We start from the raw sequence: 23911 nt of genomic DNA on the forward strand, positions 1-23911 counted from the left end.
GTACACTTCCTTTCCTTTCAGTATGTAATCTATCTTTCTATTTTTGTTCTATATTTATAGAACTAGTAATTTGTTTTATTATATACGAACGATTATATTTGTTACAACACAAATATTTCAACGGCTCTCTCCCACATTTCCCTAAGTAAATGAAGAGTACTTTACTTACGAGAAGCAGCTTCGTAATGGGAATACTTGTAGTTCATTCAATGACTTTGTTGTCCTAGTAAGCAAAAAAATGAAGGTAACTTTTTTTTCAAAGATGTATAGTGAGGTTCTAGAGAGGGGTGTTGAGGTGGTTCCAGTTACGATGCGACAATCACATCAGGAAGACAAGGAACAGCTTGCAGAATTAAGAGCCTTGGTTCTGTACGATGATCTAACGCGGTTAGGGAGATATGATGAGGTGAGGGTACGTGAACGTTTCCGTACAACATTCGATCCCGACTATACGTGGATTATTGAAGCTGAAGGCTCTATGGTGGGGTGCATTGCATTTAAGCCTAGAGCAGAGGAATATTTGTTAGAACACTTTTATATTCATCCAGACCATCAGGGCAAACGAATTGGAACGCAGGTGCTGAACATGTTACTGGATCGGGAAGAGATTCGGGGCAAACGAGTTACCTTAAATGTGCTGCAAGGAAGTCCAGCGCGGCGATTGTATGAGCGTCTAGGGTTTGTTCTGGATACAGAAGATGAAGTTGACGTGTTTATGTCCAAGCTAGTTCCACAGGAGTCTAACCATAATCATTAAACAGGTTAAACGGAATATAGATCCATTCATTTAATTGTTGAATGGGTCTATTGAACTTTTCTATTATACATTCACGATGGGATATTCTAATATACTCTATAACCTACTTTTTATATAGGAATTATTGAATATGAGGAATGTCGATGGTTCATTGGAAACGGAATCTGTATATTCTGTGGCTGGGTTTGTTCTTCAATCATATGGCATACACCTTATCTATCCCGTTCTTTCCACTGTTTCTGCAAAATGATCTTGGTATCCAGCAGGGGGTGGAGGTCTGGGCAGGCATCGCCATCTCCATTAGCTTTCTAATCAGTGGACTCTGTGCCCCGTTCTGGGGATCACTAGCGGACAGATACGGGAGTAAGCTGATGCTGATTCGCTCAGGGGTCGGTCTCGCGATGGCACATTTAGCCAACTATTGGGTATACGATCCCTTTACCTTTATAGCTGTTCGGGTCTTCCAGGGACTGATGGCTGGGTTCAATCCGGCATCCCTAACGCTGGTTGGTACCAACACGCCAGAGAAACATGTGGGTTATGCACTAGGAGTCATCTCAACAGCTACAGCCGCAGGAAGTATTCTTGGTCCGCTGGCAGGTGGAATTCTTAGTCAATGGGTAGGTCTGCGTGGATGCTTCATTGCCTCAGGGATCATTACACTGCTATCTGCTCTCATGGTGCTGGGTGTTAAGGAATCACGAGAGCCTCGCAACATCGCTCGTTCCAGCATTCTAGATGATGTAAAGCAAGCAGTGAGCACACCAGGTCTAATGCGGATCTATGGGCTGATTTTGCTCGTCTCTACTTCAGTGTTAATTATTGAACCCGTGCTGACGCTGTACGTTGTGCAGATTGGTGGGGATGTCAGCCGTGCGACACTTAGTGCCGGGATTGTCTTCTCCGCAATTGGTATAGCAACGGTTATTATGGGGCCTCGCTGGGGACGCATCGGTGGAAGGATTGGATACGAGAAAACGTTGTTTATCGGTCTGCTGGGTGGAGGCATCGGTAGTCTATTGCAGTTGACTGCGACAAATCTTATTTATTTCGGTAGTCTGCGGTTTGTGTATGGGCTCTTCTTCGCGGCCGTGTACCCGGCTCTTAATGCACTCATTATTCAATATGCAGCTAAGGAATTTCGAGGTAGAGCCGTTAGCTTAAGTCAGAGTGCAAGCCAGTTCGGTATTGTACTAGGACCACTTCTCGGTGGCTTTCTGGGAGGGTGGACAGGTATTCCTTTTATATTCCTACTCACGGGAATTGTACTGCTGACTGCGGCTTGGGTGGTTAGGGCGAAGGAGTTCAAGCAAGGAGCTATCCGGAAGGTTATGACAAGTGATCGTGAGACAACGCTTAACAAATTATAGGGAGGGCTTCAATATGGCGCAAAGACAGTTGAGATTGGGAGCGAATCTAAACGAAGTTGGGAATAGCATTTCATTCTGGAGACATCCGGATATTCCGATTAATGCGAGTGTAAGCCTGGATTTTTATAAAAAACAAGCGCTCAAAGCAGAGGAAGGCAAGTTCGATCTGCTTTTTATTGCAGACGGTCTCTTTATTAATGAGAAATCCAATCCTCATTTCCTGAATCGATTTGAGCCGATAACGCTCTTATCTGCGCTGGCGGGAGCAACCTCTCACATTGGTCTTGTAGCCACATTGTCGACATCATATAGTGAGCCGTTCACGGTGGCTAGGCAGTTTGCTTCACTGGATCATATCAGTCAAGGGCGTGCAGGCTGGAATGTGGTGACTTCACCGTTGGAAGGATCAGCCCTCAATTTTGGCAAAGGTGAGCATCCGAATCATGCATTACGCTATGAGATCGCTGAGGAGCATCTCGAAGTTGTCAAAGGTTTGTGGGATTCATGGGAGGATGATGCCTTTGTCGGAGATAAAGAGAACGGGGTGTTCTTCGATCCGGCGAAGTTACATACGTTGCATCACCAAGGGAAGCATTTCTCCGTTCAAGGTCCGCTGAACGTCGCACGTTCCAAGCAAGGACAACCGGTTATTTTTCAGGCAGGCTCTTCTGAATCGGGTAAGGATCTGGCTGCTCGATCGGCTGATGCGATCTATACAGGGCATGAGACGTTAGAAGAAGCGCGCGAGTTCTACCAGGATGTGAAGGCAAGAGCAGCAGCTTATGGACGCAACCCGGAAGAACTGCTAATCTTCCCTGGCATTGGGCCTATCGTAGGCAGAACGGAAGAGGAAGCGGAACGCAAGTATCAAGAGAGCGCTGAACTGGTTAGTATTGATCAAGCGCTGAATTACTTAGGACGGTACTTTGAGCATTATGATTTCTCCCAATTTCCACTGGATGCGCCGTTCCCTGATATTGGTGATCTGGGCAGCAATAGCTTCCGCAGTACAACGGACAAAATCAAGCAGCAGGCTCGTGAGCAAGGACTGAGTTTACGCGAAGTAGCTCTGCTTGCTTCAACGCCAAGAACATCCTTCATCGGTACACCCGAGCAAATCGCTGACCAAATTCAGGAATGGTTCGAAGGTGGCGCGGCAGATGGCTTCAACATTCGTACCGTTGTTCCAAATGGCTTGGTGGATTTCGTGGATCTAGTCGTTCCGGTATTACAAGAGCGCGGCTTATTCCGCACAGAATATGAGCAGGATACATTGCGTGGCAACCTGGGTCTTCCGATTCCGCTTAATCGTTATTCGCTTGAGACGGCGCAATAGGTTCGAGCTTCTGTTAAAAGGCATATGAAAACAGTCGATGGGCTTGATCCTTTAAGCTAGCTAGTTGGAACAAAAAAACAGAAACAAAGAAAAACCGTTCCAAGGCTGGGAACGGTGAGATGATGAACATGAAAGCTCGATGTTTAATGTTGCATGTTAAAAGCTTGAAATGGACCGTATGTCTGTGAAATGTGTCCTTATTGGTGGGTCATGTTTCTCCGATACTGGTATGGCGTGACGCCGTACTCCTGTTTGAACAACTGAATGAAATACTGAATTTTACGGTACCCGATCATTTGCGCGATATCGGCTATACGGAGTTCGGAATCCTGGAGCAACTGGGAAGCTTTCTCCAACCGTTTCCTCGAAATGTAGTTGGACACGTTCTCTCCGGTCTCTTGTTTGAACAGCTTGGAAAAGTAGACTGGATGAAGATGCGCGACTTTTCCTAGTTCATCCAGACTAAGACCGTGGGAAAGATGGTCTTCAATGTATTTTCGTACTTTATCAACGATGGATTGAATGGACATTTGTTTGTTGATACGGATTCTGCTGAACATGTCGATGAGAACGGATCCGAACTTGTCGGGGTCTTGAAGCCGATTGAACATCCAATCGGCTATTTTCGTTGTATCCTGATTTTTGTCCTTGAGATAGATATACGTGATGATCTCCATAAGATAGATTTGTTTTTGTTTTCTGTTAGTGATTCGCTCATACGTATGTATGATATTGCCTATCGTTTCCGAATCACTTTCCACTGAAGAAAGGGCAGTTGCCCCAACAAAATCGCTAGAGCTTACGTCTTCATTCAGGAAGAAACGATAGAAATGATCCCGTGTTTCATTCCGGTTGGTCAATGCGAACGGTGAGGACAAGGCCGCTTGATTCCACTCGGCAGCGAATCTCCGTGCTGTTTCTTCAGGTATACAGGCGACCAGATGTGATCCTGAAGGCCAAACGAATGAAGTAGATGGCTCTGCAACAGTATGTTGTACACGTTCTACATCTGCTTCTGTGTAATGCTCAAGCTTGAAGAAGCAATAACGATGATCTCCTAAACATGCTGCGTATACATCATACTCTTCCTTTAAAGTTTCGTTCTGAGCAAGTAGCGAGAGTAGATAGCCCATACCCTTAAAATGCTCCCAATTGACGGCGTGAACAGGACGTGATTTCTGGATCTTTTGAATGGCTTTGGACATCGCATGCTCTACATCATCTTTATCAACAGGTTTAAGTAAATAGTCCAGAGCCCCGAGACGGATTCCTTGCTGTGCATAATCGAACTCGGAATATCCGGAGAGCATGATGACTTTGGTTGGTAAGTTGTTTTGATGAATGTGGTGCAGCAGATCTATTCCCGAAACCTCAGGCATGCGAATGTCCGTAATCAAGATGTCGATCCGGCGTCCGTTCAACATTTCTCTCGCTTCAATGGAATTGGTCGTTGTCTCAATCTGATGAATACCGAAGGAACGCCAATCCACCAAATGCTTCATATACTCCACGACATAATGTCCATCATCAACAATTAACAGCTTCATATGCTCTCTCCTCTCTCAGTCGGAACATGAATCATCAGCAGGACAGACAGCCCGCCCCAGTCATTGGTTGAAAATGCTAACCCGCTACGATCGCCATACGTATTTTTTAGACGCCGATTAACATTCCAGAGACCGACACCTCGGGTTCCCTCAGGCGGGGTGTCGCTATCAAGCTGAGTCTCCAGCTTTTGGATTTCATCCGGTGTAAGACCCTTTCCATCATCGGATACCCGAATGAGAATGACTTCCTCTGCTTGCTTAACATCGATGTTCACCCGGTTGGCTCCCTGTTGCCCTTCAATACCATGCTGAATCGCGTTCTCCACGACAGGCTGGATGATCAGTGGCATGAGTGGAAGAGAGTTGAGTTCTGGCGGAAGATCGATGGCATACTCTATTTTTTTACTCAGGGTCATGATGATTAAGAAGTGCTCTGCAAACTGCAATTCCTCTTGTAACGTGACTTCATGTTTATCCAGTCTGGTCAAGTAACGATAATATTCAGCCAGATGTTTACTCATTCGCATGACAGCATCAGGAGAGAATTTGGCTACGGACATAATGAAGAATAAACTGTTGTACAGAAAATGAGGATTAATCTGGGCTTGCAGTTGCTTCAGCTCTGCACTCCTTCTCAAATCCGTCTCGGTCTTCAAGGATACAAACAGATCCTGAATCTCGGCTACCATGTGATTAAAGCTGCGAAAGAGGACGTAAAATTCGTTATCCGTATTTTCCGTAATTCGTGTACTATGATTGCCCTGCTCAACCTGTAAGAACTTTCTCTCCATTAAGCGAATGTTACGATCGTAATTCCGGTAGAACGTAAAGATGACGATCAGCCCTAGTGTCAGAACAGCTATAATACTGATAAGGAATACCTTTCGGTTATGATCAAGCGGTTTAAGGAAATCATTTGTACGTGTATAGGTGATCAGATAGGTGTCGAGTGCTTCAATATAACGGGAGAGAACATAGTAGTTTTCGGAATTCGTATGGTAATCATATTTAAGTGTAGCTCCCTCTTGCGGTAACAGAAGTTCTGAAATCGCTTTCAATAGATCGTTATCTACTTCATCCTCGTCCCATAATCGGTGATCGTCAAACCACAGAAAAGCGTTCGAGCTATCATTGTTAACAGCCTTCTGAAGTAGGCTCTTCAGATAATCATTGTTCAGCTTAACACCAACGACATATTGAACCGGCTTCAATTGCTCGGATTTTTGGATATACGGGTAGGCTGCAAAATAATACAAGCTATCATCGATAATACGCCAGCCAGGTCGCTGAATCTCGTTGAATGGAAGTCGCGCCTCCAGCGAATTGCTGGTAGATAGAAATGTTCCTTCATTTTTCCAATAGATGCCGATGGATTCAATCGAGCGGCTAGACAGAAGGGTTTGGCGTAAGCGATCGACAATATCATTTTTCTTCATCTGAGAGTCGTAGTTACTTAGCTCCAGCACTTGCCTTTGATAAAACCTGACATCACTGTCAGCCGCAAACTGAACCCCGTACATATTAGCCTCATACATAATTCCGTCCAGGATGCCCTTTACATAATCAAGTTGGTTCTTGGAGGCTCCGATCATATTTTCTTCCAATGTCTTCGAGCTCAATCGATTCATCACGAAGAATAAACTCAGTGTTAATAACAGGAAAAATACAAAGAAATAGATAAAACGTTTCATGTACATTTTTCTAATCATGTGTGTTCCTTTCCTATACGCAGAACTTGAAGTACTACCGATTGCAATTCCATTTTCATCATAAGCCAATCTGGATAAAAGCGGAAGAGTGACCATGCTTTAAAATGAAAGCGGTTTAAAATTGATTCAGATTGAGGTTATGATCTTCACATTTTGGCATTTTGACATGAAAGCGCTTTTGTTAAGCTTACATTACGAGGACGCGTCCCCAGAGCCATCACAGAGGAGGTATGCACCATTAATGAGATTGGTTCCGTAAAAGCAGGCTCGAATATAACGCCCAGGGTGTCCCGGCGAACGCCTTGGAAAAAGGAATTGAAGAAGAGCTGGCCACTGTATGTATTGTGTATTCCCGCCTTCGTATTTGTTTGTATCTTTTCATATGGTCCGATGGTCGGTCTGCTCATGGCTTTTCAGGATTATAAACCATGGCTCGGGATCTCAGGTTCCCGCTGGATCGGGCTGGACAATTTCGAAAGAATCTTCCGGTATGACGAAGCAACGCAAGCCATTATCAATACGTTGATTATCGCCGTTTCCAAAATTATCGTTGGTATTATCGTTCCTATTGTTATGGCTATTCTGTTAAGCGAGCTGCGGAATGTTGGCATTAAGAAAAGCGTGCAGACACTCGTTTATCTGCCCCATTTCTTGTCATGGGTTACGGTTGCAGGGCTCATGATTAACATCCTTGGATTGGATGGAGGCATCAACCAGATGCTGACCCGCATTTTCGACATCGCTCCCATTTACTTTTTGGGTGACCCGGATCTGTTTAGATTTACGGTCGTAGTCAGCGATGTATGGAAAAGCTTTGGGTTTGGCATGATCGTCTATCTGGCGACCATTGCAGGGATCAACCCTTCGTATTATGAGGCGGCCGAAATTGATGGTGCGACACGTCGCCAGCAAATTTTATACGTTACCCTGCCAAGTATGCTGCCGATGATTATTGTCATTTCTACGCTCAGTCTGGGAAATATTCTGGACGCTGGATTTGATCAGGTGTTCAACCTTTACAACCCTCTTGTCTACAGTACGGGAGATATTATTGACACCTATGTTTATCGTTCTTCCTTGTTGAATGGGCAATACGGATTCGGTACAGCGGTAGGGTTGTTCAAATCGGGGATCAGTCTAATCTTGATCGTCGTATCCTATAGGCTGGCCTATAAGTATGCCAACTACAAAATATTCTAACAGGAAGGAGGGAGAGGCAGTATGTACCATAAGACGACAGGGTATAGAGTTTTCTCAGTATTCAATTATGCGTTTATGATCTTGGCAGGACTGGTGTGTTTTCTTCCACTGCTTCATTTGCTCGCGCAATCCCTCAGTAGTAAGGCGGCAATAAGCGGTAATTTGGTATCCTTTTGGCCGGTCGGCTTCAATATGGACGCCTATGTCAAAACGTTTAGCAATTCTAATTTTATCAGTTCCATGTGGACTTCGATTCTACGAACGGTCCTGGGAACATCCATCAGCATGTTTATTCTTACTTGCGCAGGATATGCGCTGTCCAAGGAATTTCGGGGACGCAACGCGCTGATGTGGTTTTTTATCTTCACCATGCTCTTCTCTGGGGGATTAATTCCTTCTTATATTTTGGTTACAGGTCTTGGTTTGAAGGATACCATCTGGGCGTTGGTCTTGCCGGGAGCTTTCGGAGCGTATAACCTGATTCTTCTTGTCAATTTCTTCAAAACGATTCCGAAAGCGCTGGAAGAAGCAGCATTTATCGATGGAGCTTCCTTTTTTGCAATCCTTAGCAAAATTTATTTACCGTTGTCTCTACCAGGCATAGCTACGGTATCCTTGTTTATTATGGTGGGGCACTGGAATTCCTGGTTTGACGGTATATTGTACATGTCGGATGCGAGTAAGTATCCGCTGGCTTCTTTCTTACAGACCGTAGTGGTGCAGAGCAACATGCAGAACATGGCGATGAGTCAGTCGGAAGTGGAAGCGATGTCGGAACAGAGCATCAAGGCAGCCCAAATATTCGTGAGCACATTGCCAATTATTATGGTTTATCCTTTTTTACAACGATATTTCGTGAAGGGAATTGTGCTGGGGGCTGTCAAAGAGTAAGAAGAGGTAAGTCACATGTTCGGATTCATGCTTACATGGTTTGGATTCCATAGTATCCATAGAAACAGCCATTTGATCGAAGGGGGATTATCTCTATGAGAAAAAGAAGTAACGTGTGGAAAATGTTAAGTACAATCATGTTGTCAGCACTTGTGGTAGCCGGTTGTAGCAGTGGAGAGAGCAATAACGTTGCCACGCCAGAATCCGTGCTGAAGGATGGGAAGTATGATCCACCGTTGACCATGACGATTGCCAAACAACAGGATGAGAATTCGGGGAAATACATCAACGGCGAAAGCCTGAATGACAATGTGTTAACTCGCTGGGGCGAGGAAAAGCTCGGCATTAAGATCGAAACTACGCTGCTTGGGGGTGATGCTTCACAATATAATACCAAGTTACGACTCGCGCTAACGGGTTCCGAGAAACTGCCAGACGTTCTACCGGTCTATGATACGATGCTGATTAACGACTTGATCGAATCTGGACAGGTGAAGGAAATTACGGAAGATATCGCAGCATACATGCCTGACCGAATCAAGGAAATCTACAAACAATATCCATCGACCTTCAATCCGGTTGTTCGGGACGGCAAAGTGTATGGTATGGCCATTGCGCCAAATCTCACGGAAGGTGAAGTCATGTTGATTCGCCAAGATTGGCTCGACAAATTGCAATTGAAAGCGCCAACAACACTGGAGGAGTTCGAGCAAGTCATTGCGGCATTTACGAATGATGACCCGGATGGTAATGGCAAACAGGATACATATGGCTTTACTTTCTCGGGGAAAGATTCGTACAACACAGGCTGGGTGAGTGATCCGGTCATGATTTTCAGTGCATATACAGGTAAACATCTTCCAAGACAATGGGTTAACGATAATGGCAAACTGACCTATGGATCGGTCGCTGCAGGCAACAAGGAGGCACTTGGCAAGCTGCGTGATTGGTATGCGAAAGGATATTTGAACAAAGAGCTGGCTACGCAGGGAGCATGGGACGCTTTGTCAGACTTTACGGAAGGCAAGGCAGGCATCATCGTCGGTCGACCTTGGTTATACGGCAGTGTGAAGGATGTGGAGAAAAATATAGAGGGTGCCAAAGTTGTTCCCTATCCGACCGTCCAAGGCGTGAACGGAGATAGAACCTATCAAACTGCCCAATTAAACGATGGCGTATTTATGTTTAACAAGGACTTTCAGAACATGGAGGCCTTCTTCCTATACTACGATAAAATGTACGATGCTGCGTTTGGGACAGGAGAGTTTAAATACGGCTATGCGCAGGGATATGACTACGATATCGTCAACGAAGAAGTCACCTTCGACCCGCAGCAATTCAATACACCGTTGGAAGCCGTGCAAGGGGTAGGGAAAATGGCCTTTACGAAAAACACACCGAGCGTCGACGGTCCTGGTCAGTCTTACTACGATCTGGCTAACGGGGTAGAGGCGGATACAGGTGTTCTCCTTCAGAGTGATTCAAGGGATCAAACGACCAAAGACGGATATCGAATCTCTTATGAGAACCGCGATTCCTTGGTACCCAATGATTTTAACGGCCCACCTACACCAACGATGCAAAACATATGGGAACAGTTGACGACCATGGAACAAGAGATATTCACCAAGATCATTTATGGCAATGAACCGCTCGAAGCGTTCGATACCTTTGTTAAGCAATGGCACGAGAAGGGCGGCGATGAAGTAACTGAGGAAGTCAACGATTGGTACAATCAAGCGAGCAAGACAGATGTCATGGCATTGATGAATCTGAAATAATAAGGAGATGACTCAGCGTGATGATAAAAAAATCAAGAATAGCAATCATTGTTGCATTTCTATTGCTGGCATACCATTTCTCTGCTGCTGTACCAACCACTCAAGCTGCGGGTGAAGAGACGAATATTGCTGCAACGCTGTTTGTACTAAAGAACGATTCTGAGGTGAACAATGCCAAGATCCACTGGGCACCTGTTGACGGAGCGACCGGGTACGAATTGCTTCGCTCCGAGAACAATGGGGCTTATGAGTTATTACAGACCTTAACCGGGACAACAACAGATGATTATGGTCTTCAACTAGGTAGCACGTATACCTATCAAGTGAAAGCGTATGGGGGAAGCACCGTGCTAACCTCTGCGGTTTCACCCGAATATACGCCATATGTGCTTCCAGAGAACCTGACTACGTTTGATAATACAACCAAGTCAACTCTGAACCTGCCGAATGAACTCAAAGTCGGGGATACCTACTACAGATTCAACTTTGTTCAAAAGCCAACAGGTGGATTCGGTCAGATGATCCAACAGACGTCAACCGATGATATTACCTACGGCAACGATAAAGTGGTGCTATCTTATACCGATCATCCAGACTTGGCTGATAGCAAATTTGAGGGGATCAATATTCTATATCATGAGTCCACGAATAAGTTTGTATTTTGGGCTCACTATGAGAACAGCAGAGATTACACACTAGCCAGAGTGTCGGTGGCATCTGCCACACCTGGAGAAGATTTTACATTTCATAAGAGCTTCCGACCAGGTGGAAATGAATCTAGAGATATCTCCATTTTCAAAGATGATGATGGTACAGCGTACTTGATCTCTACGGCGAATAATAATTCGGATACGATATTGTATCAGTTAACTTCCGATTGGCTGGATGTCGATCACCAAGTGTCTACCATTTATCAGAACCAGCACCGGGAACTGCCCAAGGTAATCAAAAAAGACGGCATCTATTATTTATTCTCCTCCCAAGCTGCGGGCTGGTATCCAAGCATACCGATGTACTCATCTGCCACAAGCCTCGATGGAGAATGGTCTGAACTACGCGTAATTGGCAATACCTCGACCTTCTCGGCACAGTCTGGCTCGGTTATGCGGGTCACGCCAGATACGGGCGACAATGTCGTGATGGTTGCATATCGCTGGATGTTCGGATGGGCAGGCACGCAAAATGGAACCACAGAGGAACGATTGTTACCAGTTTGGTTCTCTAACGGATACGCATTCTATGATTATTTTGATCAGGTGTTATACGATACAGTCAATGATGTCGTCGTTCCTGTACAGGACGGAAAACTACTGTCACAAGGGAAAGAGGCAACTGCACAAACGGCAACAGGAACGAAACCAGCGAGTTACGCCAATGATGGAAGCTATCAAACCGAATGGGTGGGTACCAGCGTTGCGTGGCCACATTGGTGGAAGGTAGATCTCGGATCGGAGCAGCAGATTAACAATGTACAGATTTCATGGTGGATGCAAAAAGGCTCCGAAGGATTCTATAAATATAAAATCGAGACGAGCAACGATAATGTGAATTGGACCGTCGCATTGGATCGAACGGATAATAAATCCTACGGATTTACTTCGGACACCCTCTCTAGCACGGCTAGATATGTGCGAATCAATATGCAGGGTGCAACGCTTCATAATAATCCTAACAACTGGTACACACCAAGATTATGGGAAGTCAAAGTGTTTGGAGAGGACATCGAGTAAGCTCGCGACTCAGCGTCCTAGTTAACGATGTAGTAATTAATGATGTTTTCCAATCGTGAATGACAATAGAAGAGAGGTAACGTCATGAAGACACAATTAGTCAACGGTAGTCTCTGGAATGATATCAACGGTGAACCCATTCATGCTCACGGTGGGCATATGTTATTTCATGACGGTTACTATTATTGGTACGGTGAAGACCGAAGAGATGATCACTATGTGAGTTGTTACCGATCCAAGGATCTGTTCCAGTGGGAGTTTCGGGATCACATCCTGACGACTTCGACTCCGACGGCATCCATACGAGTCCGCACGAAGTTGGAGTTAGTGAATGATGAGGGTGGTAAGGTAAACCTTGAGCGCCCCAAAGTTCTTTTTAATCCCGTGACTAAGAAATTTGTGCTCTGGGTGCACTATGAGAATGGAAAGAATTACAATGACGCGGCATGTGCTGTAGCCACCTCCGATTATCCGGATCGTCAATTTGTCTATCATGGGAGCTTCAATCCTTACGGGTATATGTCGAGAGATTGCACGCTCTTTCAGGATGATGATGGAACAGCCTATTTTATCTCAGCGGCCAGAGACAATGCGGATCTGCATATCTATCGTCTTCAGGAAGATTACCTGAATGTAGAACGTTTAGTCTCGAAGCTGTGGCAGGGTGAATACCGGGAAGCCCCAGCCGTGTTCAAGCGGCATGAGAAGTATTATATGCTTACCTCTTTTTGCACAGGATGGAACCCGAATCAAGGGAAGTATGCGATGGCGGATTCAATGGAAGGTTCGTGGAGTATGCTCTATGACTTCGGTGATGAGACGACGTATCGTACACAGCCGGCTTTTGTACTGAAGCGATCAGCGCAGGAATATCTATATTTTTCGGATCGCTGGAATGGGTCGGATTATTTCCAATCTAGTTATGTCGTGTTGCCTATTGAGTTCAATGGCGCTGTGCCCGTTCTTAACGATTATGCTGCGTTGACCTTGAATAGCGAGACGGATTCAATTCTTTTTGCAAAATAGGTTGTACCATACCATCGGAGCCAGCCTGCTCATTCATATTCAATGCTAGATCGCTCTGCGAGTCGTTCAATGACTTGCAGAGCTTTTTCGAGTTCTGGCGCTTGCAAATGGAGCTGGGTGCTATACTGCATGTCTAATGGATAAAGGTATCTACCATCCAATTGAAGAACTTCTGCTTTTCTTCATAGTGGGGATAATGAGCTGACTGCTTGTAAGAGATAAATTCCTTGTGTTCTGCTTCAATGTTGTCGAAGAACAACTTAGCTGCATGGGAAGAGGTCATATAGTCGTAATCCCCCATTATGAAATAAAAGGGTAGATCCAGCTTCGTAATCATGGAAGGCAAAGGATGATGCATAGCCTCACCGATCAGCACCTCTTGTGAAAATATAATCCCTTTATTGTAGCGGATGGCATCAAGCATCGTATATTCACTGCTGAACGTCATTCCGAAGAAGCTGGCTTCAGGGCTGTCTATCAACCTTAAAGCACCACCATATCGCTTCACGATATCGCGCGGTACAAAGGCTTGCCCTTGTGCAATGGCACCATATATCTGCTCCAACTGGTGTACGTCCTCATCATTACCAGCCAGCCGAGCTTGCTCCATCATCTCATTCCATCCGTCCGTCTCGCTCTGCTGGATATCCGCCATTTGTCCAACTCCAATGTAGGCTTCGTATTTGTCCGGTGCTTGCTGTGCAGCAAGGGTGCCGATGTACGTGCCGTAGGAATGCCCCATTAAGATCACTTTCTCTTTCCCAAGACGTGTAGTGATGTAATCCGTGATGGCTAGTGCATCTTGCACTAACAAGTTAGCAGAAAGATTGGTATAGTCTTCGAAAAAATGATAGGATTTGCCGCTTGCTCTCTGATCATAGTTGACAATTGTAAATCTCGTTTCCAATAGATCTTGAACTTTCTTGGCGTAAGGAATCTCAGATGCACCAGGTCCACCGTGTATATACAGAATAACCGGATTACTCAGATCCTGACCCCGGATCATGATCTCATGATCTGTGCCATTGATGTTCACTTGTTCTAGTACATGGACACTGTTAGAACCTTCTATTGAGGCTGTCCATGTTGGAAAATATAGAACGGCAATACTTAGTGCCATCACTGTAATAATCAAGCATAACAACATGGTTTGTTTCACCTTTTTCATAGGGTATGTACCTTTCTACTTCGAATTTATCGATGTGCTAGTTGCTCATGAACGTATACCTAATGTTACTCGATCGGTGATCATTTCAAATCGTACGCTGGCGTGAGATTATAGTCCGTCTTGAGTCTTAGGTGGAATTTTGTCGGATTCTACTGTGGTTAGGTGTTGCGAAGGAGCGGTCTGGAGCCATATTTGAGGAAATACAAATGTCGATTAAGCCGTTGATGTCGACCGAAAATCAAGAGTTTCGTTAATTGAATTTACGAGTTTACGTTCACATAACAGAGCTTAATGAAGTATGTCAGCGATATGAGCAAAAGCGACAATTTTACTTATCACGTTGAGTCATATTTAGGGTTCGTAGCGAGTCAACGATCACGTTCTACGCGCTCTTTAGGGTGATATGAAATTATTTACAATTCATGCACAATCCACAGATTTCCTTTTTACAAATCGCTCCTATAATAGCAATCGTACAAGGTAATTTTGAGTAGAAACGTGGGAGTATGGGGGGATGAGCCAGCAGGGGTTAAGCAACATTTTGCATCGATTCAATAAGTGATTCTCACAACAAATGATGCAAAATGCAGATCCGAGCAATACGCAGAACATGAACAGCAGGACACGACAAACAAGGCATATTATATGGGAAAAGAAGGGTGAACATAGCCAATGGTAATGAAAAAGGCGTTAGTAGTGTCCATGGTAGCCACAGCGTTAGGCACTTCTGTAGTAAGTGCGGTCTCGGCTGCTCCTGCCGTGAAACCTGTCTCCAATGCAGCTCAGATCCAACATTCCACGTTTACGATAAACGGTAGCACCATCACGATTCGTTCGATCGTTAAGAACGGTGAGACGTTAGTATCGCTTCGTGATGTAACGAAAGCCATCGGTGCACAGACCGAGGTACATAACGGAACCACAACCATCAAGTTAAATGAACATACTGTGCAGCTTGAGCAGAATTCCAAGCAATTCGTAGTTGACGGTACTACTACGAATCTGACCCAACCGGTTGCCCTTATTGGGGGAACGAGCTACGTTGCACTTCGTCCGCTCATTGCTGGAGTTGGCGGTACACTTGTGAAGAGAGCCGGCGTACTTGAGATTAGCACGATTCCATTGTTGGCAGAAGCCGAGAGTCCACGTTTCGCTGGAACGGATAAGCTGATTGTATCCAAAAATGACGACAAGGGCAGATCGGACTATCTCGTGAATGCAACGAACGGTAAATATGAACTGTTGTTCACGACAGACGGCGGATCAGACCTCGTTATCTCCCCGAACGGTGACAGAGCGGTCTATACCAACGCCGAAGGAGCCGTCTACACCATTGACCTTAACACACAAAATTCAAAATTAATTACGAGTGATAACAGCATCAAGTCCGACCTGGTGTGGGCAGCAGATGGTAGTGCGATTTACTTTTTGCAAGGGGAGAAAGGATCGGTCATTGCCAAGCTGAAACTTGCTGATGGAGCCATTACCAAACTGGTGGAGGACAAGGTGGATTATAAAGAGAATTTGAACGTTTCCGCGGATGGCAAGAAATTTGTCTATACAGTAACGTCACTTAGCAAAGTGACTTCGGATTCAACGAATGTTGACGAAGATAATGTATCGATCGATTTCTCGTCTGATCAACAGCAGATTTATTCGTATAACATCGGTGATTCAAAACCTGAAGCGGTGAAACTCACCACTACAACCGATGACAAGCTGTTTGTATGGTCTGCAGATGGACAGAAGGCTTATTACGTTAGCGTACCGTCTACAGAGGGTAAGGCAACACTGATGTCTGTTGATTCATCCCAGAAGGTGAGCTTTGTGTATGCGGATTATGACGTAGAGCAAGTGATTCTGTCGAACGGAAAATTGGTTGTGCTTGCCGCTCAAGATGACAACAACAGCGTGATTTATTCCATCGATACGATCACAGGCAACCAGACGAAGCTATTCACGGTATCCTCGAACGTATCCTCCATTGCGGTTGTTGGATCCCAGATTGCCGTAGTTGAGAATGGTCAGGTGTTGGTGAGTTCGGGACAGGGCTGGAGAGCCGTAACGAAGTAAGGATTGAAAAAATCAAATATTAACCATGCTTGTTAAATTGAGAGGAGCTTATTTTCCCATGAAAAAATGGATCAAACCCTTCACAGCAATGCTTATGGCTGTAACGCTAATTGGTGGACTTGGTGGCGCTACGACGGCATCAGCTGCCAAAAGCACGGAGAAAGGCAAAATCGTAATTAATGGTTCCTCGGCTTTGCTGCCACTTACCCTTCAAGCGGCTAGTGAATTCAAGAAAGATAACCCAAAGGTCAAAATCTCTGCTTCCGCAGCGGGTTCTATTACAGGCCCTCAATCCGTTCGTAAAGGCATTGCTGATATTGGCGCGGTAGACTGGGATGCTTCCAAGGACGTACCTGGCTTCAAGAAATTTGATGGCTTGGTAGCGAATCCGGTAGCTGTAACAGTGTTCACGGCGGTTGTGAATACGAATGTCGGTGTAAGCAATCTGACAACCAAACAATTACAAGATATCTTCTCTGGCAAAATTACGAACTGGAAAGAGGTAGGCGGTTCGGATGCAAACATTGTTGTAGTTAACCGTAAATTCGGATCAGGTACACGAGTTAACTTCCAACAAAAAGCACTGGATGGTAAGGACTTCATGAGCAAAGGGGACAACTACAAAGAAGTTGGCTCCAGCGGTGACATGAAAACAACGATTGAAACGACACCTAATGCGATCGGTTATATCGACCTTCCGTATGTAACGAGCAAAATGAAGGCTGTCTCCATCAACGGTGTAGCACCAACAGAGAAAAACGTTCTGAACAAAACGTACAAAGTATGGGGCATTGGATATTACATGACGAAAGGTCAGCCAACAGGGGCTACCAAAGCGTTCATCGAGTATATTCAAAGCAGCAAGTTCCAGAATGGTTCCCTGAAAAAGCTGAAGTTCATTCCACTCGCAGCTGTTAAATAACTTATATGTAGCCGTTCGTTTATTCCACATTTCATAAGGCAAGGGATAGCCAGCTTCCGCGCATGGTCGCCAAGCTGGCTTCTCTATGTGAAAGGAAGAGTTCGTCATGATGGATATGAATGCACCTGCCAACAGCTCCGCGCCAAATGAGCTTGGCTCGGGTGTGGGTAAGGCTCCCGGCTCGGGAACACGCTTTGACCGGAAGGCACGTCTAAGGTGGTCTAACAAACTATTTCGCGTGATTTGTATTAGCAGTGCACTATTGGTATGTCTGATTTTGTTATCTATTCTGGTTCTCATGCTTCGGACGGGTATACTCACATTTGCCGATGTTTCATTGAAGGAATTCTTCTTCTCCACGAACTGGGATCCCGAGAATGAGCACTACGGTGCGTTAACCTTCATTCTGGGCACGCTGGCTCTGACAGGGCTCACCATGCTGTTTGCCATTCCGATCTCCGTCATCGTTGCAGTGTTTCTGGCGGAAATGACACCGAAATGGCTTCGACAAGTGTTACGTCCTGTGCTGGATCTGCTGGTGGGTATTCCTTCGGTCGTATATGGTTTCCTCGGACTGACGATCCTCATCCCATGGCTTAGGGAGATAAGTGGCAACGATCTCGCCGACGGTCTGCTCGCAGCCTCCATCGTGTTGACCATTATGATTCTGCCTACGATTAGTCGGATTAGTGATGACGCCATATCAGCCGTGCCGAATAAATATAGAGATGCGGCGTATGCCCTAGGCACCAACCGTTTTCAGACGATAACCCGTGTTGTCTTACCTGCGGCAAGAGGTGGAATTACCTATGCGGTCATTCTCGGAATGACACGTGCTATCGGGGAAACGATGGCTGTGGTGATGGTTATCGGCAATACAGCGCAGCTTCCAAACAGTCTGTTTACACCAACATCCGTGTTGACGAGTAATATCGTTATGCAAATTTCAAGTGTAGAGTTCGATTCGACCTGGAATCGGGGTCTGTACATGATGGGCTTTATTTTGCTCGCGATCTCCATATTGATGATTGTTGCCGTAAGAATGTTCCAGAGAAAAGGGGTACAAGGCTCATGAGTATGAGAAAAGAGGTAAGCGCGGGTTCCCCTTATTTATTCAGTAAACGCAGAAGAGCTTCCGTGCTGATGGATCGGCTGTTTACGAGCATGGTCTGGGGCATAGGTATCGTTGTGATTCTATTTATCATTGGACTGCTATTTCTTCTAATGGAAAAAGGGCTTCCAGAGCTGAGCTGGGACTTCTTATATGGTTTACCAAGTGAGATTGAAGAAGGTGGTGGGATCGGGCCGGCACTATTTAATTCGTTCTATGTGCTGATCATCTCGCTGCTCGTCTCTATTCCAATCGGCATGGCAGCCGGAATCTATCTGGCGGAATTCGCCCCGAACAATAAACTCATTGAGTTTGTACGGATCTGTGTGGAGGGATTGTCCTCTGTTCCGTCGATTATTTTTGGATTGTTCGGGATTGCCTTATTTGTGGAGTTCTTTGAAATTGGTCTAACCATCTTGGGCGCAGCGATTAGCCTTGCTTTCTTGAATCTGCCGGTGCTGACACGGGTGACCGAAGAATCGATTCGAGCGGTTCCGGTAGAACTTCGCAATGCATCGTTTGCACTGGGCTCAACACATCTACAGACGATTCGCAGTGTGTTGCTGCCTGTTGCTCTGAACGGGATTATGACAGGGATTTGCCTCACCGCAGGGCGGGCATTTGGTGAGAGTGCCGTTATTATTTTGACCGCAGGTGTGTCCACTTCAGGGGAGATGTGGGATTTCAATCTGTTCTCGCCGGGAGGAACCCTCGCCGTGCATTTGTGGTATATCCAATCTGAAGCGATTGTACCGGATGCCGAGCTGATTGCACAGAAAACGACGACTGTACTGATCTTCGTAGCTTTGCTCATTAATATCCTGTTCCGTGTACCACTGTGGTTTAATGCACGCAAGACTCAAGTCTGAAGCTGTATGCCTAGTCTAATTTGGAGAGGCGACTTGCGAAGAAGAGCTTATGCTTACGTCAATATTGAATCTAAATGGATAGGTTAAATTACGACAATATCGTTTATCTGGTTTATCCTTCGCATAAGCGAATAAGGAACGTAATTCATTTCACCACTGGGAGGGCACCTTGTGCAACCTATTATCGAAATTAATAAGCTGAATTTATATTATGGTGCATTCCAAGCGCTTAAAGAGGTCTCGATGGACATCTCGGAACGAGCCATTACTGCCTTTATCGGGCCGTCTGGATGTGGGAAGTCCACGCTGCTACGTACGCTCAATCGGATGAATGATCGCATTCCCGGCACACGCATTGAGGGGAAAGTGGCTGTAGGAGGAACTGACATCTATCATGGAGAAGTGCATGTGGAATCTCTTCGCCAAAAAATCGGAATGGTCTTCCAGCAGCCCAATCCTTTCCCCAAATCCATCTACGAGAATGTAGCCTTTGGGCCGAAGCAACATGGGATTCATGGCAAGAAAAAGCTAGATGAGATCGTTGAACAGAGCCTTCGTGCGGCTGTGTTATGGGATGAAGTGAAGGATAACTTAAAGCGTTCCGCATTAAGTCTATCTGGAGGGCAACAGCAACGTCTCTGCATTGCACGCGCACTGGCGGTAGAGCCGGATATTTTGCTGATGGATGAGGCTACAGCATCCCTTGATCCCGTCTCAACCTTCAAGATTGAGGAGCTGACACATGAGTTGAAGGAACGCTACACCATCGTCATGGTCACCCACAATATGCAGCAAGCGGCGCGGGTATCCCAGCAGACGGTATTTTTCCTCAATGGTGAGGTCGTGGAATATGGCGCAACTCAAGATCTATTCGCAAGTCCCGTCGATTCGCGCACACAGGATTATATTAGTGGTCGATTCGGCTGATCAAGCAAATGCATTACAAGTTATATTATATGACTGCTATATCAAATATCAGATGCAAGTCTTTCAGATCGGTTCTGAAAGACTTTTTGTTTTTCATATTTTCCAAGGAGCCTTCGGGATGTTATAACGAAAAAAGGTTGTATGTTCATGCTTAACATAAATCCAGGGCGGTGATGGGGGAGTGTGTAATGCTTTGTACAAAGGGATTCCTTCATCGCTGGTGGCATACTCCTCAATCGCATCTATATCTATGTAATCAACTTTTCCCTGATAGGATAAAGTCTGCCCGTTAAGCGTGACCTGAGATGCGCCTGACAAAACTCTCTTCGCCGTGTTGAATATGCCAACCTTCCCGGAAGACCATAGGAACAGATCACTTGCAACGAATAAACTAAGCAGAACAACGATGCCCACGACCCAGCGCTTTTTGTTCACTGTCATGTATATTGACCTCCATTAAGTAGAGTTAGAATCCATTATAAAATATAGATACATCACCAGAGTTGCCGAGAGAGTCTGTTTGTCGTACTCATCCATTTCTTGCTATAGTTGTATTATGACAGAGTAAGTAGAACTTGATCATTACTAATTTCATCTGGGGAGGACTATTTATGCAAAAGCTTTTTCAGGAAATGATTAAAAATGATATCAAACCCTATTTTACCAAACAGGGGTACTCCAAGCAGAATCTAAACTTTCAAAAAACGGATGGAGCATTGGTTTACAAGTTCAACATTCAAAAAGTAAAGTTCAATACGGTTCATCGTGTCGGTTTCTATATCAATATAAGTGTCCATTCCACTGAGTTGGCCGAATTGCAATCCGGACAGCCGGGGGCAAGCATTGTGGAGAATAAAGCTCATTTTATCTGCCGGATTAGAGAATTGGTTCCATCCGCTCCAGATGAATATGTCCTAACAGCCGAGATTGACCCAGAGTCATTAAAGAGAGAGCTGTTGGCGCATTTAGAAGAAGCGATGACATTCCTGTACACCCTAACAAGCGCCAGAGATATAGTAGAGTATTATATGGCTAAGACAGCACTACATTTAAGCGACGAAACCTTCCGCTTTCTATTGCAAACCGGCGATACGGAAGAGGCCAGACGTTATTTCCAGCAGCTCCATACCAAGTATGGAGACCAAAAGCGCTGGGTGATATTTGATAAGAAATTTACAGCTATTTTTGCCGAGTACGGAATGAAGCTGTAACACCGATCTGGAGAGGGGACTAATTTACCCAAACAGAATCTAGAACAGCGTCAACTTCTGGAATTCTAGTGACGGATGGTTTATCAATGAGATTACCTTTGACCATAACCATCGAGATGTCTGACAAGGCTTCAATCTGCTCTAACGGACTCTGTTCGAGCACAATCAGATCAGCCTGTTTGCCAATGTCCAGTGTACCTGTGACCTTGTCAATGCCTAGGATTTTCGCATTTGTACGGGTCACCATGTCAATGACGTGCTTGTTGCTCAGGTTGGTCTGTCTCATATAATGATCCATCTCTCTCCACATATCATAATGAGTCACGAAAGGCATTGCGGCATCCGTACCGATCCCAACCGTGATATTGTTCTCAATTGCTTGTCTCATACTTTGGAGCATAGAATCATAGACCAATCTGGAATTCTCCTTTACCGTTTGACTAACCTTGGTCACACTTGTATCCAATGAAGCGGAGGGGTAACCGGCTTGCAAAGTTGGAATCAGAGCGGTGTAACCATGCAGGGCATTGGGGTTATTTTGATACAAACGAATAATCTCGTCGTCCATCTCTGCACCATGCTCAATCGTATCGACGCCACCTTGTAGCGCAACTCGAACACCTTCCGTGCTTTCCACATGGGCTGCTACCCGCATACCAATCTTATGTGCTTCATCGCAGATCGCTGCAACTTCCTCGACCGTCATCTGTAGGCGACCAGCCTCCCCAACCATCTTGGCATCTGTCACACCACCTGTGACGCAGATTTTGATCAGATCGACGCCGTGCTTCACATTGATTCGTACATTTCTCCGTGCCTCCCAAGGCGAGTCGCCCACCAGTGCCAGGTAAGGAGCACCATGCCCGCCCGTCACACTTAAGAAGAACCCCGAGACAAGTAGGTTAGGGCCTACAAATTCACCGTTATTAATCTCATCCCGAAGTTGAACATCGGTGTAAAAGAATTCTCCCACACTGCGCATTGTCGTTACCCCCGCATGAAGTGCGGTGAGCGCGTTGCGTTTCATTCGTTTTTTCAACATACGTCTACCGAATGTCGTATTCAATATCCGATCATAGGCAAACTGCAGCATACCCTCACTAACCGAGAGACTGAACGGCTTCCCATCGGCAAACAGGTGCACATGTGCGTTAATGAGCCCTGGCATCACATATTTTCCTGAGAGATCCATTGTAGTGTAGTGGCTTGGGATATGTAGCTCATGATCTTGACCGATATCCTTAATTAGTCCTTGCTCATTGACGAGAAGGGTCATATTTTTTTGCAGATTACGGTTCGCATCTCCGTGAATTAGATTAACGTTTTTTAATGCATAAGCGGTGTTCATGTTGTGTTCCTCCTTAGGTAGTAGGGTGTTTGGTTTAAAAGTGAATTATTAATTCATTTTTGAGTCAAAAAAATAGGGTGACTTCTGATATGGATTTTTTACGTGCAAACCAGATGAAGTTAAATCGATCTAATCTGCACGCATTGTTTTGTTTTCTACCCATGGATAGGGGATGACAGGTCAGGGGCTGTTATTCGTTCAAGCTCTTCATCCCGTAGAGTCTGTATACATACAATGCCTCAAATATCTGTTTGCGGCTGTCCTCACTCATCTCGCGTTTTAACAAGTCCAGGTTCATGTCGATCACGTTGTGGGCGAGAATATCGAGCAACACTAAGTTTTCTTCGGTGCCAATCTCATACCGTTTATATTGATTTTTGAGATAAGCCTTCTTGGTCTCGATCATTAGCTCAACAAGTTCATTCTTGGCGTTGGTGTAGATGGTGCCTTTATTTTTTTCAAAGATAATGACGATCTGATTCCGATACTTCCGTAACACATCCACTTGTTCCTGCAACAGTGCAGACTTACGCTCGCTATCCGTTTCTTCGAACACAGTTTGGTTATCAAAGTGAATCGTCTCCACCAGCACCTTCTTCAGATAATCTACCAGATCTGGCGGCACGACCGCATAGAATAGATCCTTCTTATTCTTAAAATAGGTATAGATATTGCCCACGGAAATGTTAATCTCACTCGCAATATCACTCATCTTGGCATCCACATAGCCTTTCTCAAAGAAAACTTTGAGCGCTGCGTATTCAATCTCTTTCCTAACTTCGTCTTTCTTGGCTTGCACCATCGGGAACGACTCCTTAATAGTGAATGAATGATTCGTTATTAGGGTAGACCTTTTTGGAGAGGTTGTCAAATGGAACTCCCAATAGGCAATTGAGAACATATATCTAATTATGATATGAAAAATAATCTAATAA

The 23911-nt window shown here is 45.2% G+C and carries 20 protein-coding genes; 14 read left to right on the forward strand and 6 right to left on the reverse strand.

The genetic code is table 11. The annotated features are described in order from the left end of the window. The first annotated feature begins 310 nt into the window (after window positions 1-310). The 3 genes from ASD24_RS24325 to ASD24_RS24335 all read left to right on the forward strand — a co-directional run bounded on the left by ASD24_RS24325 (window position 311) and on the right by ASD24_RS24335 (window position 3463). Window positions 311-757, forward strand: a complete 447-nt coding sequence (locus tag ASD24_RS24325) for a GNAT family N-acetyltransferase (RefSeq protein ID WP_056701467.1) — start codon at window positions 311-313, stop codon at window positions 755-757. A 143-nt stretch (window positions 758-900) separates the two neighbouring features. Then, window positions 901-2127 (forward strand): MFS transporter, encoded by a 1227-nt coding sequence (locus ASD24_RS24330; RefSeq protein ID WP_056701469.1) that lies wholly within the window; start codon window positions 901-903, stop codon window positions 2125-2127. Between the two features lie 13 nt (window positions 2128-2140). Further along, window positions 2141-3463, forward strand: a complete 1323-nt coding sequence (locus ASD24_RS24335; RefSeq protein WP_056701471.1) for an LLM class flavin-dependent oxidoreductase — start codon at window positions 2141-2143, stop codon at window positions 3461-3463. A 197-nt stretch (window positions 3464-3660) separates the two neighbouring features. Here ASD24_RS24335 and ASD24_RS24340 read toward each other — a convergent pair whose 3' ends face one another. After that, window positions 3661-5010, reverse strand: a complete 1350-nt coding sequence (locus ASD24_RS24340; protein ID WP_056701473.1) for a response regulator transcription factor — start codon at window positions 5008-5010, stop codon at window positions 3661-3663. Then, window positions 5007-6719, reverse strand: a complete 1713-nt coding sequence (locus ASD24_RS24345; RefSeq protein ID WP_056701475.1) for a sensor histidine kinase — start codon at window positions 6717-6719, stop codon at window positions 5007-5009. The genes ASD24_RS24340 and ASD24_RS24345 overlap by 4 nt, the downstream gene beginning before the upstream one ends. 315 nt (window positions 6720-7034) lie before the next feature. On the opposite strand from ASD24_RS24345, the gene ASD24_RS24350 reads away from it, so the two are divergent. The 5 genes from ASD24_RS24350 (at window position 7035) to ASD24_RS24370 (ending at window position 13347) form a co-directional block, all read left to right on the forward strand. Then, on the forward strand, window positions 7035-7919 hold the full coding sequence (locus ASD24_RS24350; RefSeq protein WP_082560534.1) for an ABC transporter permease: 885 nt from the start codon (window positions 7035-7037) through the stop codon (window positions 7917-7919). A 21-nt stretch (window positions 7920-7940) separates the two neighbouring features. After that, complete coding sequence (locus ASD24_RS24355) at window positions 7941-8810, forward strand: carbohydrate ABC transporter permease (RefSeq protein ID WP_056701480.1); 870 nt, start codon at window positions 7941-7943, stop codon at window positions 8808-8810. 95 nt (window positions 8811-8905) lie between these two features. Continuing rightward, complete coding sequence (locus ASD24_RS24360) at window positions 8906-10591, forward strand: extracellular solute-binding protein (protein WP_056701482.1); 1686 nt, start codon at window positions 8906-8908, stop codon at window positions 10589-10591. Window positions 10592-10611: 20 nt separating this feature from the next. Beyond that, a complete protein-coding gene (locus ASD24_RS24365; protein WP_235540827.1) occupies window positions 10612-12321 on the forward strand; it encodes a galactose-binding domain-containing protein in 1710 nt (569 codons plus the stop codon). An 84-nt stretch (window positions 12322-12405) separates the two neighbouring features. Then, complete coding sequence (locus ASD24_RS24370) at window positions 12406-13347, forward strand: family 43 glycosylhydrolase (RefSeq protein ID WP_056701485.1); 942 nt, start codon at window positions 12406-12408, stop codon at window positions 13345-13347. A gap of 133 nt (window positions 13348-13480) precedes the next feature. Here ASD24_RS24370 and ASD24_RS24375 read toward each other — a convergent pair whose 3' ends face one another. Then, window positions 13481-14515: an alpha/beta hydrolase gene (locus ASD24_RS24375; protein WP_056701488.1), complete on the reverse strand. Its 1035-nt coding sequence runs from the start codon at window positions 14513-14515 to the stop codon at window positions 13481-13483. A 678-nt stretch (window positions 14516-15193) separates the two neighbouring features. Here ASD24_RS24375 and ASD24_RS24380 point away from each other — a divergent pair. From ASD24_RS24380 to pstB, 5 genes are all read left to right on the forward strand, one after another. Continuing rightward, window positions 15194-16588 carry a stalk domain-containing protein gene (locus ASD24_RS24380; RefSeq protein WP_235540807.1) on the forward strand — a complete coding sequence of 465 codons (1395 nt, stop codon included), beginning with the start codon at window positions 15194-15196 and terminating at the stop codon, window positions 16586-16588. A 58-nt stretch (window positions 16589-16646) separates the two neighbouring features. After that, entirely contained in the window at window positions 16647-17510 is an 864-nt protein-coding gene (locus ASD24_RS24385; protein ID WP_056701493.1) for a phosphate ABC transporter substrate-binding protein, read from the forward strand. A 115-nt stretch (window positions 17511-17625) separates the two neighbouring features. Beyond that, window positions 17626-18585, forward strand: a complete 960-nt coding sequence (pstC, locus tag ASD24_RS24390; RefSeq protein WP_442952608.1) for a phosphate ABC transporter permease subunit PstC — start codon at window positions 17626-17628, stop codon at window positions 18583-18585. Further along, window positions 18582-19490, forward strand: a complete 909-nt coding sequence (gene pstA, locus ASD24_RS24395) for a phosphate ABC transporter permease PstA (protein WP_056701497.1) — start codon at window positions 18582-18584, stop codon at window positions 19488-19490. Before pstC ends, pstA begins: the two co-directional genes overlap by 4 nt. A gap of 171 nt (window positions 19491-19661) precedes the next feature. Next, a complete protein-coding gene (gene pstB / locus ASD24_RS24400) occupies window positions 19662-20417 on the forward strand; it encodes a phosphate ABC transporter ATP-binding protein PstB (RefSeq protein WP_056701499.1) in 756 nt (251 codons plus the stop codon). Between the two features lie 93 nt (window positions 20418-20510). Here the strand turns inward: pstB and ASD24_RS24405 are convergent, their stop codons facing one another. Further along, window positions 20511-20858: a hypothetical protein gene (locus tag ASD24_RS24405; RefSeq protein WP_056701500.1), complete on the reverse strand. Its 348-nt coding sequence runs from the start codon at window positions 20856-20858 to the stop codon at window positions 20511-20513. Between the two features lie 170 nt (window positions 20859-21028). Here ASD24_RS24405 and ASD24_RS24410 point away from each other — a divergent pair, with 170 nt between their 5' ends. Continuing rightward, the gene (locus tag ASD24_RS24410; protein ID WP_056701502.1) at window positions 21029-21628 is read left to right on the forward strand and encodes a DUF4304 domain-containing protein; all 600 of its coding nucleotides are present in this window, start codon (window positions 21029-21031) and stop codon (window positions 21626-21628) included. Window positions 21629-21647: 19 nt separating this feature from the next. On the opposite strand, the gene ASD24_RS24415 is transcribed toward ASD24_RS24410, so the two are convergent. Further along, window positions 21648-22976, reverse strand: a complete 1329-nt coding sequence (locus tag ASD24_RS24415; protein WP_056701503.1) for an amidohydrolase family protein — start codon at window positions 22974-22976, stop codon at window positions 21648-21650. Between the two features lie 190 nt (window positions 22977-23166). After that, window positions 23167-23778: a TetR/AcrR family transcriptional regulator gene (locus ASD24_RS24420; protein ID WP_056701505.1), complete on the reverse strand. Its 612-nt coding sequence runs from the start codon at window positions 23776-23778 to the stop codon at window positions 23167-23169. Between the last annotated feature and the right edge of the window lie 133 nt (window positions 23779-23911).

The organism is Paenibacillus sp. Root52 (assembly GCF_001426865.1).
GTDB lineage: Bacteria > Bacillota > Bacilli > Paenibacillales > Paenibacillaceae > Paenibacillus.

What these genes read in the sequence shown, in the direction of transcription:
- ASD24_RS24325 (WP_056701467.1), top strand. Translation starts at nt 311, where the DNA reads ATGCGACAATCACATCAGGAAGACAAGGAACAGCTTGCAGAATTAAGA.
- pstA (WP_056701497.1), top strand. Translation starts at nt 18,582, where the DNA reads ATGAGTATGAGAAAAGAGGTAAGCGCGGGTTCCCCTTATTTATTCAGT.
- ASD24_RS24360 (WP_056701482.1), top strand. Translation starts at nt 8,906, where the DNA reads ATGAGAAAAAGAAGTAACGTGTGGAAAATGTTAAGTACAATCATGTTG.
- pstC (WP_442952608.1), top strand. Translation starts at nt 17,626, where the DNA reads ATGAATGCACCTGCCAACAGCTCCGCGCCAAATGAGCTTGGCTCGGGT.
- ASD24_RS24335 (WP_056701471.1), top strand. Translation starts at nt 2,141, where the DNA reads ATGGCGCAAAGACAGTTGAGATTGGGAGCGAATCTAAACGAAGTTGGG.
- ASD24_RS24330 (WP_056701469.1), top strand. Translation starts at nt 901, where the DNA reads ATGGTTCATTGGAAACGGAATCTGTATATTCTGTGGCTGGGTTTGTTC.
- ASD24_RS24365 (WP_235540827.1), top strand. Translation starts at nt 10,612, where the DNA reads ATGATAAAAAAATCAAGAATAGCAATCATTGTTGCATTTCTATTGCTG.
- ASD24_RS24370 (WP_056701485.1), top strand. Translation starts at nt 12,406, where the DNA reads ATGAAGACACAATTAGTCAACGGTAGTCTCTGGAATGATATCAACGGT.
- ASD24_RS24380 (WP_235540807.1), top strand. Translation starts at nt 15,194, where the DNA reads ATGAAAAAGGCGTTAGTAGTGTCCATGGTAGCCACAGCGTTAGGCACT.
- ASD24_RS24415 (WP_056701503.1), bottom strand. Translation starts at nt 22,976, where the DNA reads ATGAACACCGCTTATGCATTAAAAAACGTTAATCTAATTCACGGAGAT.
- ASD24_RS24345 (WP_056701475.1), bottom strand. Translation starts at nt 6,719, where the DNA reads ATGATTAGAAAAATGTACATGAAACGTTTTATCTATTTCTTTGTATTT.
- ASD24_RS24375 (WP_056701488.1), bottom strand. Translation starts at nt 14,515, where the DNA reads ATGAAAAAGGTGAAACAAACCATGTTGTTATGCTTGATTATTACAGTG.
- ASD24_RS24405 (WP_056701500.1), bottom strand. Translation starts at nt 20,858, where the DNA reads ATGACAGTGAACAAAAAGCGCTGGGTCGTGGGCATCGTTGTTCTGCTT.
- ASD24_RS24420 (WP_056701505.1), bottom strand. Translation starts at nt 23,778, where the DNA reads ATGGTGCAAGCCAAGAAAGACGAAGTTAGGAAAGAGATTGAATACGCA.
- ASD24_RS24385 (WP_056701493.1), top strand. Translation starts at nt 16,647, where the DNA reads ATGAAAAAATGGATCAAACCCTTCACAGCAATGCTTATGGCTGTAACG.
- ASD24_RS24340 (WP_056701473.1), bottom strand. Translation starts at nt 5,010, where the DNA reads ATGAAGCTGTTAATTGTTGATGATGGACATTATGTCGTGGAGTATATG.
- ASD24_RS24410 (WP_056701502.1), top strand. Translation starts at nt 21,029, where the DNA reads ATGCAAAAGCTTTTTCAGGAAATGATTAAAAATGATATCAAACCCTAT.
- ASD24_RS24355 (WP_056701480.1), top strand. Translation starts at nt 7,941, where the DNA reads ATGTACCATAAGACGACAGGGTATAGAGTTTTCTCAGTATTCAATTAT.